This window comes from Kocuria rosea, from assembly GCF_006094695.1.
Taxonomy (GTDB): Bacteria; Actinomycetota; Actinomycetes; order Actinomycetales; family Micrococcaceae; genus Kocuria; species Kocuria rosea.
The window spans coordinates 95076-110157 of record NZ_CP035103.1 but is presented as its reverse complement, the minus strand read 5'-3'; the positions used below and the strand labels follow the sequence as shown (position 1 = coordinate 110157).

Genomic DNA, 15082 nt, shown 5'->3' with positions numbered 1-15082 from the left:
CGAGAAAGGCCCCGCCGTGACCGCCTCCCCCGTCAGCACCGGCCGCACCGACCTCCGGCCGACCCGCGCGGACCGCGTCCGCCAGGTCCTGGTCACCGTCAGCGAGATCGCGTGCCTGCTGGGCACGCTCGTCGGCATCGGCGTCTTCGGCACCCGGGTCGAGGAGTCGTCCGGCGGCAGCCTCTCCGCGGACGCCACCCTGCTCGCCCCCGCCGGCACGGCGTTCTCGATCTGGTCGGTCATCTACCTGGGGCTGTTCGCCTACACCGTCTGGCAGTGGCTGCCCTCGCGGACGACGGACCCCCGGGCCCGCGCCACCGGCCGGCTCGCGGCGGCGTCCATGCTCCTCAACGCCGGCTGGCTGCTGGTCACCCAGCAGGGCTGGATCTGGGCCAGCGTCGGGGTCATCGTCGCCCTGGTCCTCGTCCTGGGCCTGCTGGTGGTGCGCCTGACCGAGGTCCCCGGCCGGCGCGGCCCGCTCGACCTGATCGTGGTCGACGGCACCTTCGGGCTGTACCTGGGCTGGGTGTCCGTCGCGACGGCGGCCAACGTGGCGGCCGCCCTCGTGTCCTCGGGCGTGTCCCAGGAGGGCCGGGGCGCCGAGTGGATCGGCGTCGTCGTCGTGCTCGTGCTCGCGGCGGTGGTCGCCGCCATCCAGCGGCGGGTCGGCGGGCGCTGGGCCGTGGCCGCCGCCTCCGCGTGGGGGCTGTCCTGGATCGCGGTCGGCCGGGCCACGGACGAGCCGCGGTCCGTGCTCCTGGCCTGGGGCGCGGCCACGGCGGCGGTCCTGGTGGTGCTGGCCACGGCGTACCTCCGCCGCCGTGCCGGTGCCGGCACCGGCGCACAGCATGCCGACCAGCACGAGGCGGAGCGGCGCCGGGCCGGCCGGGCCGTGGACGACCGGGCGGTGGGCGAGCAGCGCTGAGGACCCTGCTCCCGCCGCCGCTTCCCGGCGCGGCCGGTCAGCCGCGCAGCTGCCGGAGCGCCCGCACGGCCGCGTCCCCGTAGCCGCCGCCGAACCGGACGGCGTGCACCAGCAGCGGCGGCAGCTGGTACCACGGCACCCGCTCCTGCCAGCCGGGCGCGAGCGGGTGCTCGGCGTCGTAGGCGGCCAGGCACTCCTCGCCGAAGCCGCCGAACAGCAGCATCATCGCGATGTCGACCTCGCGGTGGCCCCAGTGCGCCGACGGGTCGATCAGCCAGTTCCGGCCCCGGACGTCCACGAGCCGGTTCCCGGCCCACAGGTCGCCGTGCACCAGGGTGGGGGGCTCCGGCGGCCCCGCGAGCTCCTCGGCCCGCGGGGCGAGCTCCTCGAGCAGGTCCGCGGCGTGCGGGGCGATCCGGCCGGCCCCGAGCGCGTCCCGCAGGAGCGGGCGGATCCGCCGGTCGAGCAGGAACGCCGCCCAGTCCTGGGTCGGGGACAGGTCCACCGCGAAGGACCCGATCCGCCCGGGCAGCTCCGGGTCGAGCCCGCCGAAGGCCTTCCCCCGCACCCGGTGCAGCGCCGCGAGCCCGCGCCCGCACTCCACCTCGGTCCCGGACGGGCGCCGGCCCGGGGCCTCGTCGATCCACTCGAGGACGATGCCGTCGTCCGTCCACCGCACGACCTCCGGCACCCCGAGGAACTCCGGCACGTGCTCCCGCAGGGCGTGCAGTCCCGCGACCTCCGCCGCCATCATCCCGGCGGGCGGGTCCGCCATGGTCTTCGCGAACAGGGGCCCCCGCGCCGTCTCCAGGCGGAAGGCCGCCGCGGTGTCGCCGCCGCCCAGCGGGGTGGCCCGTTCCACCCCGAGGCCGTCGAGGAGCTCGTCGGTGAGGTCGTGCGGCAGATCGGCCGCCCGGTCGAAGGTGCTCATGCTGTCCGTCCTGATCGATGCGTCCTGCTCCGTGCCCGTGCTCCGCGGGGAGACCCTGCCGGCGTCATGCCGGCGTCCGGCCGGTGCCTCGCCGCGTCCCGCCTACGTCTGGAGCCGATCCGTGAGGTCCACGCCGGCCCGTGCCCGCACCACGGCGTCGACGGCGCGGATGAACCCGAGGTGGCTGAACGCCTGGGGGAAGTTCCCGGCGAGCCGCCCGCTGACGGGGTCGAACTCCTCGGCGTAGAGGCCGAGGTCGTTGGCGTAGCCCGCGAGCTGCTCCAGGAGCTCACCGGCGTCCTCCACCCGGCCGCTGCGCGCGTACTGCTCCACGAGCCAGAACGTGCAGATGAGGAAGGGGTACTCGTCGCCCTCCAGACCGTCCAGGCCGGAGGCGGTCCGGTAGCGGTGCACCAGCCCGTGCGCCCCCCGCAGGTCCCGCTCGATCCGGGCCACGGTGCCGAGCATCCGCGGGTCGTCGTAGGCCACGAAGCCCGTGTGCGGCAGCTGCAGCAGCGAGGCGTCCACCTCGGTGTTGTCGTAGGTCTGCGTGAACGTGTTCAGCTCCGTGTCGAAGCCGTGCTCCAGGATCTCGGCGCACAGCCGGTCCCGCAGCTCACGCCACCGCTCCACCGGCCCGGAGAACCCGTGCTCCTCGACGGCGCGCACGCCCTGGTCGAAGGCCGCCCACATCATGGCGCGCCCGTGCACGAAGAACGCGGCGGACCCGCGCATCTCCCAGATCCCGTGGCCGGCCCGGTCGAAGTTGCGCTCGCAGAAGCGCAGCAGGTTCTTCTGCAACCCCCAGGACCACCGGTCCTCCTCCACGCCGGCGTCCCGGAGGGCGGCGAGCGCGAGCATGACCTCCCCGACGACGTCCGACTGGAACTGGCCCACGGCGCCGTTGCCGATCCGCACCGGAGCCGAGCCCTCGTACCCGCCGAGGTGGCCCAGCTCGCTCTCGGGCAGCCGGCGCTCCCCCGCCAGGCCGTACATGATCTGGACCTGGTCGGGATCCCCGGCCACGGCCCGCAGCAGCCAGTTGCGCCAGAGCAGCGCGCCGTCGGTGAAGTCGTGGGCGACGAGCACCTCGATGGTCAGTGCCGCGTCCCGGAGCCACGTGTAGCGGTAGTCCCAGTTGCGGCTGCCCCCGAACTCCTCGGGCAGGGAGGTGGTGGGGGCCGCGACGATCCCGCCGGTCCCGCGGTGGGTGAGGGCCCGCAGCACGAGCAGCGAGCGCAGGACGGCCTGCTCGTGGCGCTTGTGGGTTCCCACGTGGGAGGACCACTCGGTCCAGAAGGACACCGCGCGGTCGAGGGCGTCGGCGGGGTCCACGGGGGTGGGCAGCCCGTGGTGGGACTCGTGCCAGGTCAGCACCCAGTCGAGGGACTCCCCGGCCGAGAGCCCGAAGCGCCCGCCGAGCCGGTCGGCCACGGCACCCTCGTCCTCGTCGAGGTCCCCGGGCTGCTCCGGGGCGGCGGCTGGGGCCGCGTCCGGGGCGGCGTCCTCGAGCGGCTCGACGCGGGGGAAGTCCTCGGGGTGCAGCATCGGCCCGGTCAGGAGCAGGGCGTCGGGGCCGGCGATGGAGAGCTGCCCGCAGGTGCCGTTGCCGTCGATGTCGACCCGCCGCGTCCAGGGCACGGCGCGCCCGTAGTCGAAGCGGATCCTCAGGTCGTGCTCCACCTCGACCGTCCCCGAGACGCACTCGACCCGCCGCACGAGGTCGGCGTGGTCGGGGTGGTCGTCGCCGGCGGCCGCCGGGGGCAGGAAGTCGGTCACCACGACGGTCCCGGTGGGGGTGCGCCACGTCGTCTCCAGCACGAAGGTGCGGGGCAGGTAGCGGCGCGACGTGACCACGCCGTCGACGGCGGAGAGCTTCCAGCGTCCGTCCTCGGGCGTGCCCAGCAGGGCCGCGAAGACCGACGGGGAGTCGAAGCGGGGGAAGCACAGCCAGTCGACGCTGCCGTCCCGGGACACGAGCGGCCCCGTGTGCAGGTCGGACAGGAGCGCGTAGTCCTCCAGAGGGGTGGACCGGGGCCGGTTCGCGTCGTCGTTCATCCGCCCATTCAACCAGCCGCGGCCGGGCGTCCGGTCGGCGCAGGCCAGGGGCACGCGAGGCGTCCGCCTGGGACCCCGGGGTACCGTGCTGGCATGACAAGCATCAGGACCCTGATCATCTTCGGCGCCACCGGCGACCTCACGTCCCGCCTGCTCCTGCCGGGCCTGGGCACGCTCCTGAGCTCGGCCCCGGAGCTGCGCATCGACGTGGTCGGCTCCTCGCGGGAACCCGCGGAGGACTGGGCACAGGTCGTGGCCGAGGCCTTCGACTCCGTCGGCGCGAGCGGGCCCGCCGCCGCGCACACCCGGGAGACCGCCCGCTACGTGGCGGGCGACGTCACCGACGCCGGGGACCTCGAACGGCTGCTCGACGACGTCGAGGGCCCCGTCTGCCTGTACTTCGCCCTGCCTCCCGCGGTCACCGCGCAGGCGTGCGAGGTCATGGCCGGGCTGGACCTGCCGGAGGACCTGGTGCTGGCCCTCGAGAAGCCGATCGGCTCCGACACGCGGACCGCACGGGAGCTGAACCGGCTCGTGGGCCGGCTCGTCCCCGAGGAGCGGACCTTCCGGGTGGACCACTTCCTGGGCATGCCGGCGGTGCTCAACTTCGTGGGGCTGCGCTTCGCCAACCGGCTGCTGGAGCCGCTCATGAGCCGGGAGCACGTGGAGTCCGTGGAGATCGTCTTCGACGAGACCCTGGGCCTGGAGGGCCGCGCGGGCTTCTACGAGGCCACGGGGGCGCTGCGGGACATGATCCAGTCCCACCTGCTGCAGGTCATGGCCCTCGTCATGATGGAACCGCCCTCCTCCTTCGACCAGGTGGAGATCCCCACGCTGACCAGCCACGTGCTGCGGGCCACGAAGCTCTGGCAGGGCGACGCGGCGGGCGCCGCGACCCGGGGCCGCTACACCGCCGGCAGCGTGGACGGCCGTGAGCTGCCCGACTATGCGGCCGAGGACGGCGTGGACCCGGAGCGCGGGACGGAGACGTTCGCGCAGGTGGTCCTCGAGGTCGACACGTGGCGCTGGAACGGCGTGCCCGTCACCCTGCGCTCGGGCAAGGCGATCGGCAACCCCCGTCAGGAGATCGCCATCACGTTCCGCCGCCCGCCGCACGACTACGAGCAGCTGCCCCGCTCCGGGGACGTCGCGCCGGACGTCCTGCGCATGGGCCTCGAGGAGGAGCAGCTGACCCTGGAGCTGAACGTGGGCGGGCCCTTCGACTCCCGGGGCATGACCCGGGTGACGCTCTCGTCCGGGATGGCCAGGCCAGGCCTGACGGCCTACGGCAGCGTGCTGCGGGGCGTCCTCGAGGGCGACCACACCTTCGGCGTCCGCGGGGACGCGGCGGAGCAGGGGTGGCGCATCGTCGACGAGGTGCTGGCCGCCTTCGAGGACGGCCGGGTCCCGCTGCTCGAGTACCCGGCCGGCAGCTCCGGCCCCGTCTGAGCGGCGGCGCCGGCCGGACCGTGGCCGGGGCGTCCGCGGGAACGCCCCGGCCGCCCGGCCCCTGGCACCCCGGGGACTAGAGGTCGCCGATCGCGGAGCCGAGCAGGCGGACCGGCTCGAAGGCCTCCGCGTTGGTGTTCTTGGCCTGCGCCCCGCGGAAGGCGGCCATCCCGCGCACCCGCCCGGGGGTCATGTAGGGCTTGCCGGCCTGGTCCCGGTGGGAGAGCACGGCCTCGACCTTGACGTCGACGTAGCCGTCGATGTCCACGAACACGGACGGGTCGAAGTCGCGGGTCACCGACGGGGACTCGAAGCACAGGATCGAGTGGTGGGCCCGGGCGGCGCGCAAGGTGGCCTGGTGCACCGCGTAGTGGTCCTGGTGCTGGTCGTGGGCCGAGTGGGTGAAGATCACGTCCGGCTCGAACTCCCGGATCGCGGCCTCGATGGCCCGGACCATGTCGTTGGTGACCGTCTCCAGCTTCGTGTCCGGGAACTCGTGCACCCGCAGACCCGTCAGCCCCAGGAACGAGGCGCCGCGCTGGGCCTCGGCCGGGCGCAGCCCGGCGTTGCCGCCGACCTCCCCGGAGCTCATCACCAGGCCGCGGACCTCGTGGCCGGTGTCGACCAGCTTGGCCAGGGTCGCCCCGCAGGCGAGCTCGAGGTCGTCCGGGTGCGCCCCCACAGCCAGCACCTTCCGGCGCTCGACCACGGTGGTGGCGGGGATCCGCCGCTCGGCGATGACGAAGCCGAAGACCCCGGTGGCGACCAGGGTGGCCACCGCGATCGCGTCGCAGACCAGGGTCACGGGCATGATCGTGGCGCACCACAGGTTGAGCACCAGCAGCACCGCGTACACGGCGACGATGGCCTGGCGCAACGACCTGGCCCCGGCGATGAACCGCTTGTGCCGCGTGTAGGCGGCGTTCGACAGGACGTAGACGAGGACGACGGTGCTCAGCAGAGCACCCACGACGGATGGCAGCATTTTTCCCCCCAGGAATGATCGGCCCGGCCCGGAAGCTCCTTCGCTCCGGGTCGATGACGCCACCGGCCCCCCGACCGGTTCGACGTCCACCCCGCCGCGGTGGTCACCACCGGGTCGGGTATGGATCAGTTTGCATGAGGAAACAGTTTTTTGCATCCGTTAATGGCCGTTCGGACGACCCCACATCCGCCCACATCGGCCGGCGACGCACCTGGCCAACTTTATAGTCAGCCTGCTTTCGTATTGCTCCGTTTCGTGTGAGACTGGGCGGACACCGCTCGAGGAGTTCACCGTTCACGGTGACCACCACAGGAAAGAGGTACGTCCATGATCAGCACGATCCAGAACCTTGGTGTCCGCAGCGAGCACGCCTACGCGGCGGGCTTCGCCTCCATCGGCCTGTCCGTCCTCTCCTGGGCGGCCAGCCTCGGCAAGAGCAAGTCCAAGCCCCAGGCCGACCGCTGGGGCCTGTTCGTGGGCGAGTGGACGCCGACCTTCTTCGCGATCGGCGTCGCGCTGAAGCTCGAGGAGACCTCCTCCAAGAAGTAGGTCCCCGGGACAGCGCGTCCCCGGACGCCGCGGCGGCCCCCACCCCTCTGCGGGTGGGGGCCGCCGCCGTGTCCGGGACCGGGCTCAGCGCCTGGCCCGAGGCAGGTCCTTCACGGCAGGGCCCTCGAGCAGGGAGCCGTCGGCGGCGAAGCGGGAGCCGTGCAGGGGGCAGTCCCACGAGCGCTCGGCGTCGTTCCAGCGCAGCACGCCGCCGAGGTGCGTGCAGACGCCGGAGACCTTGCAGGTGGTGCCGTCGACGGTGGACACGCCCACGGGGCGGCCGTGCTCGCGTCCGACGACACCCTGCCCCTCCGCGGGCGTCCCGGCCGGCAGCTCCTTGAGCTCGGCCCTGAGCCAGTCCTTGGGCGCGTTGAGGCCCACCCCCGCGTTGACGCGCAGGGCGGTGAGGATGTCCGACGGCGAGGTCATGCGCCGGCCCAGCGTCTCGGCCCACGGCACGCTGCCGCCGAGGATCTCGGCGTTCAGCGCGATCGCGGCGGCGACGGCGTTGCTCATCCCCCACTTGTTGTAGCCGGTGGCGAGATAGATGTTGCCGCCGCCGCGGGGCAGGGTGCCGATGAAGGGGATGAGGTTGACCGACTCGTAGTCCTGGGCCGCCCACACGTGCGTGCGCTCGGCCCCCGGGAACCAGCGCTGCGTCCAGGACTCGAGGTCGTCCACGGCCGCCTGCGGGGAGGCGGACCGTCCCACCACGTGGTCGTTGCCGCCCACCAGGAGCAGCTCCTCCCCGCCGACCGGCACGGTGCGCAGCGTGCGGGTGGGGCTGTCCGCGGTGATGTACATGCCCTCCGGGACGGACCCCGGCGCCCCGGGGACCCGGTAGGTCAGGGCGTAGGAGCGGTTCGGGGAGAGCTTCGCGAAGTACCCGCCGCGGTCCAGGACCGGGGTGCCCGTGGCGAGCACGAGCCGGTCGGCCCGCACCGGGCCGTGCGAGGTCTGCACCGAGAGGGGTGAGCGGACACCGGCCCCGGTGATCCGGACCCCCTCCACGAGCGTGCCGCCGTGCTCCTTCAGCTCGGCGACGAGGGCGCCGAGCACCTCCATCGGGTGGAACTGGACCTGGTCCGGCATCGTGATGGCCCCGGAGACCTTGTAGGGGAGGCCGGTGTCCCGGGTCCAGTTCATGTGCAGCCCGGCGATGCGGGCGGCCTCGAGCTCCTTGCGCAGCGCGGAGGCGCCCTTCGAGGTCGTGGCGTAGGTGTAGGCGTCGCGGCGCTGGAACGGGACCCCGCGCTCCTCGAGGAACCGGACCAGCCAGTCCATCCCCTCGCGGTTCCCGTCCGCGTAGGCACGCAGCACCTCGTCCGACTGGTGCCGGTGGATCTGGGAAAGCGTGGTGCCCTGCAGCAGGGACAGCTTCGCCGTGGTGTTGCCCGTGGTGACGGCCCCGACGGAACGCGCCTCGAGCACGGCGACCCGCTGGCCCGCACGCGCCAGCAGCACCGCGGTGGTCAGCCCGGTCAGCCCGGCACCTGCGACCACCGTGTCGTAGTGCGCGCCGGGGACGAACCGGTCCGTCGCGGTGGACGGCACCTCGTACGTGTCGAGCCATACGGATCTCATGGAGGAACTCCCTCGTGGTCGCTGCTGCCGGAGTGGTCGTTGCGGTCGCACTTTGGTGCCATCCTGTCGGCCATCAGGTGTGAAGTCCACTGTCCATTCCCGGGGAGGACTCCGCGAGCCCGCTGTCGGTGGCGGTTCCTAGACTCGTCCGCATGCCCCCGGAACCGTCCATGGTCGACATCACCCGCATCTACTACGAGCCGGCCGCCGCCGAGCTGCCCCGGGGGCGGCAGGTCCTCGAACGGTGGCCGGACGCCACCCTGGTGGAGGTCCCGAGCCACTGGCAGATCCCGGAGCTGCACGGGGACGAGACCAACGCGCGGCGGTGGGTGCGGATCAAGCGCGAGGCCCTGGTGCTGGGGGTCAAGAAGTCGCTGGCGGCGCGGCCCAACGGCCGGTCGGCGGACTTCATCGCGCCGTCCACGGCCAACGGGTGCGCCATGGCGTGCGCCTACTGCTACGTCCCGCGCCGGAAGGGCTACAGCAACCCGGTGACGGTCTTCGCCAACATCGAGCAGATCACCGGCTACCTGGACCGGCACATCGGCCGGCAGGGCACCAAGCCGGAGCCCAACCAGTGCGACCCGGACGCGTGGGTCTACGACCTCGGGGAGAACAGCGACTGCTCGGTGGACGCCCTGCTCAGCGACAACGTGCAGGACCTCGTGGACCTGTTCCGCCGCCACCCCACGGCCAAGGCGTCCTTCGCCACGAAGTACGTCAACCGGGAGCTGCTGGACTGGGACCCGCAGGGACGGACCCGGGTGCGGTTCTCGCTGATGCCGGCGCACCTGGCCAAGCTCACGGACATCCGGACCACGCCGGTGCCGGAGCGGATCGCCGCCATCGACGACTTCGTGGCGGCCGGCTACGAGGTGCACGTGAACTTCTCGCCGGTGATCGTCACGGACACGTGGCTGGAGGACTGGGCCGAGCTCTTCGAGCAGCTCGACGACGGTCTCAGCGCGGCGGCCAAGGACCAGCTGGCCTCGGAGGTCATCTTCCTGACCCACAACGCCCAGCTCCACGAGGTCAACACGCAGTGGCACCCCAAGGCCGAGGAGGTGCTGTGGCGCCCGGATCTCCAGGAGACCAAGCGCTCCCAGAACGGGGCCCTCAACGTGCGGTACCGGTTCCGGGACAAGCAGCGGTACCTGGAGCAGTTCCTGGACCTGCTCCACGAGAAGCTGCCGTACTGCGACGTCCGCTACGCGTTCTGAGCCGGAGCCCGCGGGTCACGCCACCCGGGGGTCGTAGCCGTCCGAGGGCCGGGAGACGGTGGTCAGCAGGAACACCGAGTCCTCCAGCGCCTCCACCGAGTGGCGGGAGTCGGTGAGGGACAGCAGCTCCCCTGCCGTGAGCTCCTCGGCGAGCTGGCCGCGCTTGAGCACCCGGACCCGGCCGCGCAGCAGCTGGAGGGTGGCGGCGGGCGGGGAGACGTGCTCGGCGAGCTCCTTGCCGGCGCACAGCGCCATCATCGTCTGCCGCAGCACGCCGTCGTGGACCACGAGCTCCGCGCTGCGCCCGGCGCCGGAGGCACGCGCCTTGGTGAGATTGGCGGTGGCGAGGTCGTCGAGGCGGGTCATGGGTCCTCCTGGTGGCGCGTCAGCGGTGCGGGTTCAGAGCAGCGCGCCCTCGAGGCGCAGCAGGTACTCCTTGCGTTCCATGCCGCCGGCGTAGCCGGTCAGCCGCCCGTTGGCGCCGATGATCCGGTGGCACGGGACCAGCAGGCTGACGGGGTTGCGGCCGTTGGCCGCCCCGACCGCCTGAGCGGCCCGGGGTGCCCCGACGGCGCGGGCCACCTGCCCGTAGGTGCCGGTCGTGCCGTACGGGATCTGCGCGAGGGCGTTCCACACGCGCACCTGGAACGGCGTCCCGTGGAGGACGACGTCGGCGTCGAACTCCTGCAGCCGTCCCGCGAAGTACTCGCCGAGCTGCTCGCGGACGTGCGGGAGGAGGCTGTCGTCGCGCGCCCCGAAGGAGGCGGGGACCGGTCCCTGGCGTGCACCCTCGACGGAGAGGGCCACGAGCGCCCCCGCCTCCTCCACGAGAGCCAGCGGGCCGATGGGCGACTCCACCAGAGCGTGACGCCGGACGGTCGCGGTGGTGGGCGCCGGGCTCAGTCTCAGTGCCATGGGCCGATTCTACGCCCGGCCCAGCGGCCTCCGCGGGGCGCGGGCCAGGGTGTAGGACGGTTCCCGCAGCCGGTAGGTCCACCCGTAGTTCTCGGCGCCCGTGGGGACGTTGAGCAGGGGGTCGAACCGTTCGTCGTCCTCGAACGGCGCGCCGGGACCGAGCTCGACCGTCCCGAAGCGCTGCCACGGCCCGAGCGGTGTGGCCCAGTACAGTCCGAGGACCCAGGGCTCGGCGGCGACCGACGCCCGGAAGAGGTCGGGGCGGGCCGGCAGGCGCTCTGTGCGCGGCTCGGGGTGGGCGGCGACCAGCACCGGGCCGCCGAGAGCCCGGTAGGGCATGAAGGAGGCGAACGCGCTGTCCGGCACGTGCCGGTGGAAGGTCGGGACGAAGCGGGAGAACCGCCCCTCGCCGGCGGTCGCGAGGAGGATGTCGGCCCGGCCGTCGCTGCGGCCCTCCATCTGCCCGGAGGGCGGGACGGGGCAGCGCAGGGCGAGGCCCAGGATGTCCGGCCACCCCTGCGGGAAGCCGATCGAGCGGGAGAAACGGGCCCGCACGGGATCCTCCCCGGCTTCGTCGATCCAGTGGATGCCACTGGTGCCGCCGCCCGTGCGGATCAGGACGCCCTCGAGCCCGACGCCCTCCGAGTGGATGGGCCGCTGGGGCCGGAACTGCTTGAGCAGGACGAACGGCGCCCGGGCGGCGGACCCGAGGAGGGCGCTGATGGGTGGGAACGTCATGACCCCCACGCTACCCGGGCGCGCGCCCTGCTCAGCGGAGTCGGACGCGGATCGGCCCGCGGGCTGTCCGGCCGTCGACCACGCGGCCCTGCTGGGTGATGTCCACGAGCCCGGCGTCGGCCATCCGGTACGCCTCCTGACGCACGTCCTCCATCAGGTCCCGCCAGCCCTCGGCGGCCAGAGCGCGGGCGGCCTCGGAAGGACACACGGTCTTCCCGGACCCGCGGCGGCGGACCAGGTCGAGCAGCACCGAGCGCACCTCGCTGGGCGACGGGGTGGTCACGGGCAGCTCCTCCGTCTCACCGAGGTCTAGGGTCCAGGGGCCGGGCCCCGCCTCCAGGATGTCAGAACGGCGGCGGGTCGTCGGCCGGACCAGGCCGAGGAGCGGCGCGCGGGGCACAGGGCGGAGCGGGGACCGCGAGGAAGTACGGTGCGCGCTCCGGGACCGGATGGTGGTGCTCCTGCGGATAGGTCCGGTGGACCTGCCCTGCAGGCGAGGTCCACTCCAGCACCCCGTGGTCGTGCAGTTCAGGGGCCGGGCGCTCGGGGGCCACGTGCTCCACCCGCCACCGGCCCAGCGGACCGTCCCGGTGCTTGAGCAGGTGGTGGTGCCGGCACAGGTGTGCGAGGTTGTCCGCCGAGGTCCGGCCGCCGTCCGCCCAGGCGACGGTGTGGTCGAGGTCGCACCGCGACGCCCGGCGTCGACAGCCCGGGAAGCGGCACGTGCCGTCCCTGGCTCGCAGCCGGTGCTTGAGATCGGCGGGCACGGCATAGGTGCTGCGGTCCCGGTCCAGGACGGTCCCCGTGACGGGATGGGTGAGGATCCGTGACCAGGAGGGCGCGCGTGCCGCGATCCGCTCCGCGAGACCGACCGGGATGGGCCCGTAGCCCTCCAGCTCCGCACAGCGGGGAGTGCGCGGCAGGCCCTCGATGGAACCGGGGGGCAGCGTCCCGGCGTTCTCGAGGAGCGCGAGAGCGGGCACGGTGACCGTGACGTGCCCGCGGATGCCGCGAAGACGGTCGGGCAGGTCGGCGGGCTCGCCGTCGAGCAGGAGGTCCACCAGCACGTCGGCGCGCAGCTGGGGCACCGTGCGGCGCTCCGGAGCCCCGACGGTGGGATCCGACGGTCCGCCGTCCGGGGCGCCCGCGGCGGACGACGCGGGCGATGCCGTGGCCACGACATCTGCGGGGAGGACCTCGGGCGGGACCGCGGTGACCGCCCGGTCGACCAGCGTGTCGAGGCGGTCCTGGATGGCGTGCGCGGTGGCCGCGTCCAGGAGGGCGCACAGCTGCGCCATGCCGTCCTCCCGGGGTTCGACCCACACGCGCCGGTCCCGCAGCGCCAGCCGGTGGCGCTGCTCCTCGGTCTCCCGCAGCAGACCTGCGCGGCGTCGGCGGGCGAGGGCGCGCAGCTGGGCCACGGTGCTGCCATGGGCCCGGAGGAGCAGCTCGTCGACGATCCGCTGGACGGCCTGGACCGGCGCCCGCTGCTCCGGCGGGAGACCGGCGGCGTCCCACACCAGCTCGCGCCACAGCTCGACGAGCACTCCCGCCTGCCGGAAGCCCACCTGGCCCTGCTCGAGCGCCTCGAGGACCTCGGGCAGGGACTCCGCGAGCAGCACGGCGTCCTCGACACGGCGCAGCGCGGTGCCCGCGGGGAGCCGGAGGGCCGGACCGATCTCATCGGCCACGTCCCGCACCGTCTGCTCAGCGGGCTCGAGGGAGTGCGGGCCCAGCCGGTCCGCCTCGCGGCGCATCCAGAGCGCCTCCACCATCCAGCGCTGCTCCCGGGCCTCCTCCTGCAGCTGCCAGAGCCGGTGGAGCAGCCGGTACTGGCGCCCCGCGGCCCGGGCCTCCGCGCGGGACTCCTCGACCAGGGCCCGCACGCCGGCGGAGAACTCCTCGCCGATCTCGGCCAGGTCCGTCTCCTCCCGGAGGGCGTCCTCCAGGCTTCGCGGCGGAACGGCGGTGGCGGCCATGGTTCATGGTCCCAGCCGGTTCCGACACCCTAAGACGTGACCCGGACCACCGTCGAGGGTCCCCACGTCCCGCCCGGCAGGGCCGGGCGGGACGCGGGGAGTGGCTCAGGCCTGCGCGAACGGGTAGTCCGTGTAGCCCTCGGCGCTCTGCGTGTAGAAGGTCCGCGGGTCCGGCACGTTCTCCGGCAGACCCTCCGCCCAGCGCCGCGCCAGGTCCGGGTTCGCGATCGCCGGGCGCCCGACGACGACGCCGTCCGCCACACCCTCCTCGATCAGCTGCACGCTCTCCTCCCGGGTGGTCGGGACGTCGCTGAAGCCGCTGTTGGCCAGGAAGGCGCCGCCGAAGCGGGTGCGCAGCCCCTGGACGAACTCCCCCGCCGGCTCCTTGTGCAGCACGGAGAGGTAGGCGAGGCCGAGGTCCCCGATGCCGTCGACGAGGGCGGCGTACGTGGCCCGGACATCCTCGTGGTCCGTCTCCCAGGCGTCCTGGATGTTGTGCTCGGGCGAGATCCGCAGACCGACCCGCTCCGCACCGACGGCCTCGGCCACGGCCCGGACCAGCTCGACCACGAAGCGGGCGCGGTTCTCGGGGGAGCCGCCGTACTCGTCGGTGCGCTGGTTGGCGCCCGGCGCGAGGAACTCGTGCAGCAGGTAGCCGTTCGCGCCGTGGATCTCCACACCGTCCAGGCCCGCCTCGATCGCGTTGCGAGATGCCCGGACGAAGGACTCCACCACGCCCGGCAGCTCCTCGGCGGTCAGCGCGTGCGGCACGGGGTAGTCGGCCTTGCCCTGGTAGGTGTGCGTCTTCCCCTCGATCGCGAGAGCACTCGGGGCCACCGGCTGGGAGCCGCCGTTGATGTCCGGGTGCGTGACGCGCCCGGCGTGCATGACCTGCATGAACAGGCGGCCGTCGGCGGCGTGCACCCTCTCGGCCACCCGGCGCCAGCCCTCGACCTGCTCGGGCGTCTCAATGCCGGGCTGGTAGGCGAAGCCCTGCCCCACCACGTCCGGGTACGTGCCCTCGGTGACGATGAGGCCCATCGAGGCGCGCTGGGTGTAGTGCTCCACGTTGAGCTCGCCGGGGACGCCGTCCCGGCCGGAGCGCATCCGGGTGAGCGGCGCCATGACCAGGCGGTTCGGCAGCTCGAGGGAGCCGAGGGTGACGGGGGTGGTCAGGGTGGAGTGCGGCACGGGGAGGCCTTTCATCAGGGAACTGGTTCTTTCCATGTCAACAGGAGATCCCCCGGAGTTATTTGCACTCCGGCTGTCTCGTTCCTCACAGCTGGTGGGAGGTATACCCCCTGGGGTATAATAGGCCTACGTGTCCCGCCCGGTGCGGCACGAACCTCTCGACCACCGCGAAGGAGAACTGAGCCATGGGCTTTCTCGGCCGACTCTTCGGCAGCACCTACGAGACCGTGGACGTGGCACGCGCCCGGGAGCTCCTGGACGGCGGGGCCGTGCTCGTCGACGTCCGCACCGCCCAGGAGTACCCCGCGGGTCATGCCCCGGCCGCCCGGCACATCCCGCTGGACGCCCTCGGCACCCGGCAGCGCGAGCTGTCCAAGGACCGGCCGGTCGTGACGGTCTGCCGATCCGGCGCCCGCTCGGCGAACGCCGCCCGCCGGCTGTCCATGGCCGGGTACCAGGCGGCCAGCCTCCGCGGTGGCATGACGGCCTGGCAGCTCGCCGGCGAGCGCGTGGTGGCGAAGAACGGCCGCCCCGGCACGGTCGCCTGACCCACGCCCC

15 protein-coding genes are annotated in these 15082 nt (G+C 73.5%); 5 read left to right on the top strand and 10 right to left on the bottom strand.

Annotated features, from left to right (window positions below; all coding sequences use genetic code 11):
- Nucleotides 1–16 precede the first annotated feature (16 nt).
- On the top strand, nucleotides 17–925 hold the full coding sequence (locus EQG70_RS00510) for a tryptophan-rich sensory protein (RefSeq protein ID WP_017831782.1): 909 nt from the start codon (nucleotides 17–19) through the stop codon (nucleotides 923–925).
- A gap of 37 nt (nucleotides 926–962) precedes the next feature.
- On the opposite strand, the gene EQG70_RS00505 is transcribed toward EQG70_RS00510, so the two are convergent.
- Both EQG70_RS00505 and EQG70_RS00500 read right to left on the bottom strand, forming a co-directional pair.
- Nucleotides 963–1856, bottom strand: a complete 894-nt coding sequence (locus tag EQG70_RS00505) for a fructosamine kinase family protein (RefSeq protein WP_035924234.1) — start codon at nucleotides 1854–1856, stop codon at nucleotides 963–965.
- A gap of 102 nt (nucleotides 1857–1958) precedes the next feature.
- The gene (locus EQG70_RS00500; protein ID WP_017831780.1) at nucleotides 1959–3914 is read right to left on the bottom strand and encodes a glycoside hydrolase family 15 protein; all 1956 of its coding nucleotides are present in this window, start codon (nucleotides 3912–3914) and stop codon (nucleotides 1959–1961) included.
- A gap of 93 nt (nucleotides 3915–4007) precedes the next feature.
- On the opposite strand from EQG70_RS00500, the gene EQG70_RS00495 reads away from it, so the two are divergent.
- A complete protein-coding gene (locus EQG70_RS00495) occupies nucleotides 4008–5363 on the top strand; it encodes a glucose-6-phosphate dehydrogenase (protein ID WP_017831779.1) in 1356 nt (451 codons plus the stop codon).
- Between the two features lie 76 nt (nucleotides 5364–5439).
- Here EQG70_RS00495 and EQG70_RS00490 read toward each other — a convergent pair whose 3' ends face one another.
- The gene (locus EQG70_RS00490) at nucleotides 5440–6348 is read right to left on the bottom strand and encodes a PIG-L deacetylase family protein (protein WP_017831778.1); all 909 of its coding nucleotides are present in this window, start codon (nucleotides 6346–6348) and stop codon (nucleotides 5440–5442) included.
- A 327-nt stretch (nucleotides 6349–6675) separates the two neighbouring features.
- On the opposite strand from EQG70_RS00490, the gene EQG70_RS00485 reads away from it, so the two are divergent.
- Nucleotides 6676–6897 (top strand): hypothetical protein, encoded by a 222-nt coding sequence (locus EQG70_RS00485; RefSeq protein ID WP_017831777.1) that lies wholly within the window; start codon nucleotides 6676–6678, stop codon nucleotides 6895–6897.
- 84 nt (nucleotides 6898–6981) lie between these two features.
- Here the strand turns inward: EQG70_RS00485 and EQG70_RS00480 are convergent, their stop codons facing one another.
- Complete coding sequence (locus EQG70_RS00480; protein ID WP_035924238.1) at nucleotides 6982–8481, bottom strand: FAD-dependent oxidoreductase; 1500 nt, start codon at nucleotides 8479–8481, stop codon at nucleotides 6982–6984.
- 152 nt (nucleotides 8482–8633) lie between these two features.
- On the opposite strand from EQG70_RS00480, the gene EQG70_RS00475 reads away from it, so the two are divergent.
- Nucleotides 8634–9701, top strand: coding sequence for a spore photoproduct lyase family protein (locus EQG70_RS00475; RefSeq protein ID WP_031282142.1), 1068 nt, complete (start codon nucleotides 8634–8636; stop codon nucleotides 9699–9701).
- Between the two features lie 15 nt (nucleotides 9702–9716).
- Here EQG70_RS00475 and EQG70_RS00470 read toward each other — a convergent pair whose 3' ends face one another.
- From EQG70_RS00470 to EQG70_RS00445, 6 genes are all read right to left on the bottom strand, one after another.
- On the bottom strand, nucleotides 9717–10067 hold the full coding sequence (locus EQG70_RS00470; protein WP_017831774.1) for a cupin domain-containing protein: 351 nt from the start codon (nucleotides 10065–10067) through the stop codon (nucleotides 9717–9719).
- A gap of 33 nt (nucleotides 10068–10100) precedes the next feature.
- Nucleotides 10101–10616, bottom strand: a complete 516-nt coding sequence (locus tag EQG70_RS00465) for a methylated-DNA--[protein]-cysteine S-methyltransferase (protein WP_109268857.1) — start codon at nucleotides 10614–10616, stop codon at nucleotides 10101–10103.
- Nucleotides 10617–10625: 9 nt separating this feature from the next.
- The gene (locus EQG70_RS00460; RefSeq protein WP_109268858.1) at nucleotides 10626–11354 is read right to left on the bottom strand and encodes a hypothetical protein; all 729 of its coding nucleotides are present in this window, start codon (nucleotides 11352–11354) and stop codon (nucleotides 10626–10628) included.
- A gap of 31 nt (nucleotides 11355–11385) precedes the next feature.
- Nucleotides 11386–11637, bottom strand: a complete 252-nt coding sequence (locus EQG70_RS00455) for a DUF3253 domain-containing protein (protein ID WP_017831771.1) — start codon at nucleotides 11635–11637, stop codon at nucleotides 11386–11388.
- Nucleotides 11638–11698: 61 nt separating this feature from the next.
- On the bottom strand, nucleotides 11699–13333 hold the full coding sequence (locus tag EQG70_RS00450; RefSeq protein WP_109268859.1) for an HNH endonuclease signature motif containing protein: 1635 nt from the start codon (nucleotides 13331–13333) through the stop codon (nucleotides 11699–11701).
- A 105-nt stretch (nucleotides 13334–13438) separates the two neighbouring features.
- Entirely contained in the window at nucleotides 13439–14560 is a 1122-nt protein-coding gene (locus EQG70_RS00445; RefSeq protein ID WP_244296613.1) for an alkene reductase, read from the bottom strand.
- A gap of 149 nt (nucleotides 14561–14709) precedes the next feature.
- Between EQG70_RS00445 and EQG70_RS00440 the strand changes: the two genes are divergently transcribed.
- On the top strand, nucleotides 14710–15072 hold the full coding sequence (locus EQG70_RS00440) for a rhodanese-like domain-containing protein (RefSeq protein ID WP_109268861.1): 363 nt from the start codon (nucleotides 14710–14712) through the stop codon (nucleotides 15070–15072).
- The last annotated feature ends 10 nt before the right edge of the window (nucleotides 15073–15082 follow it).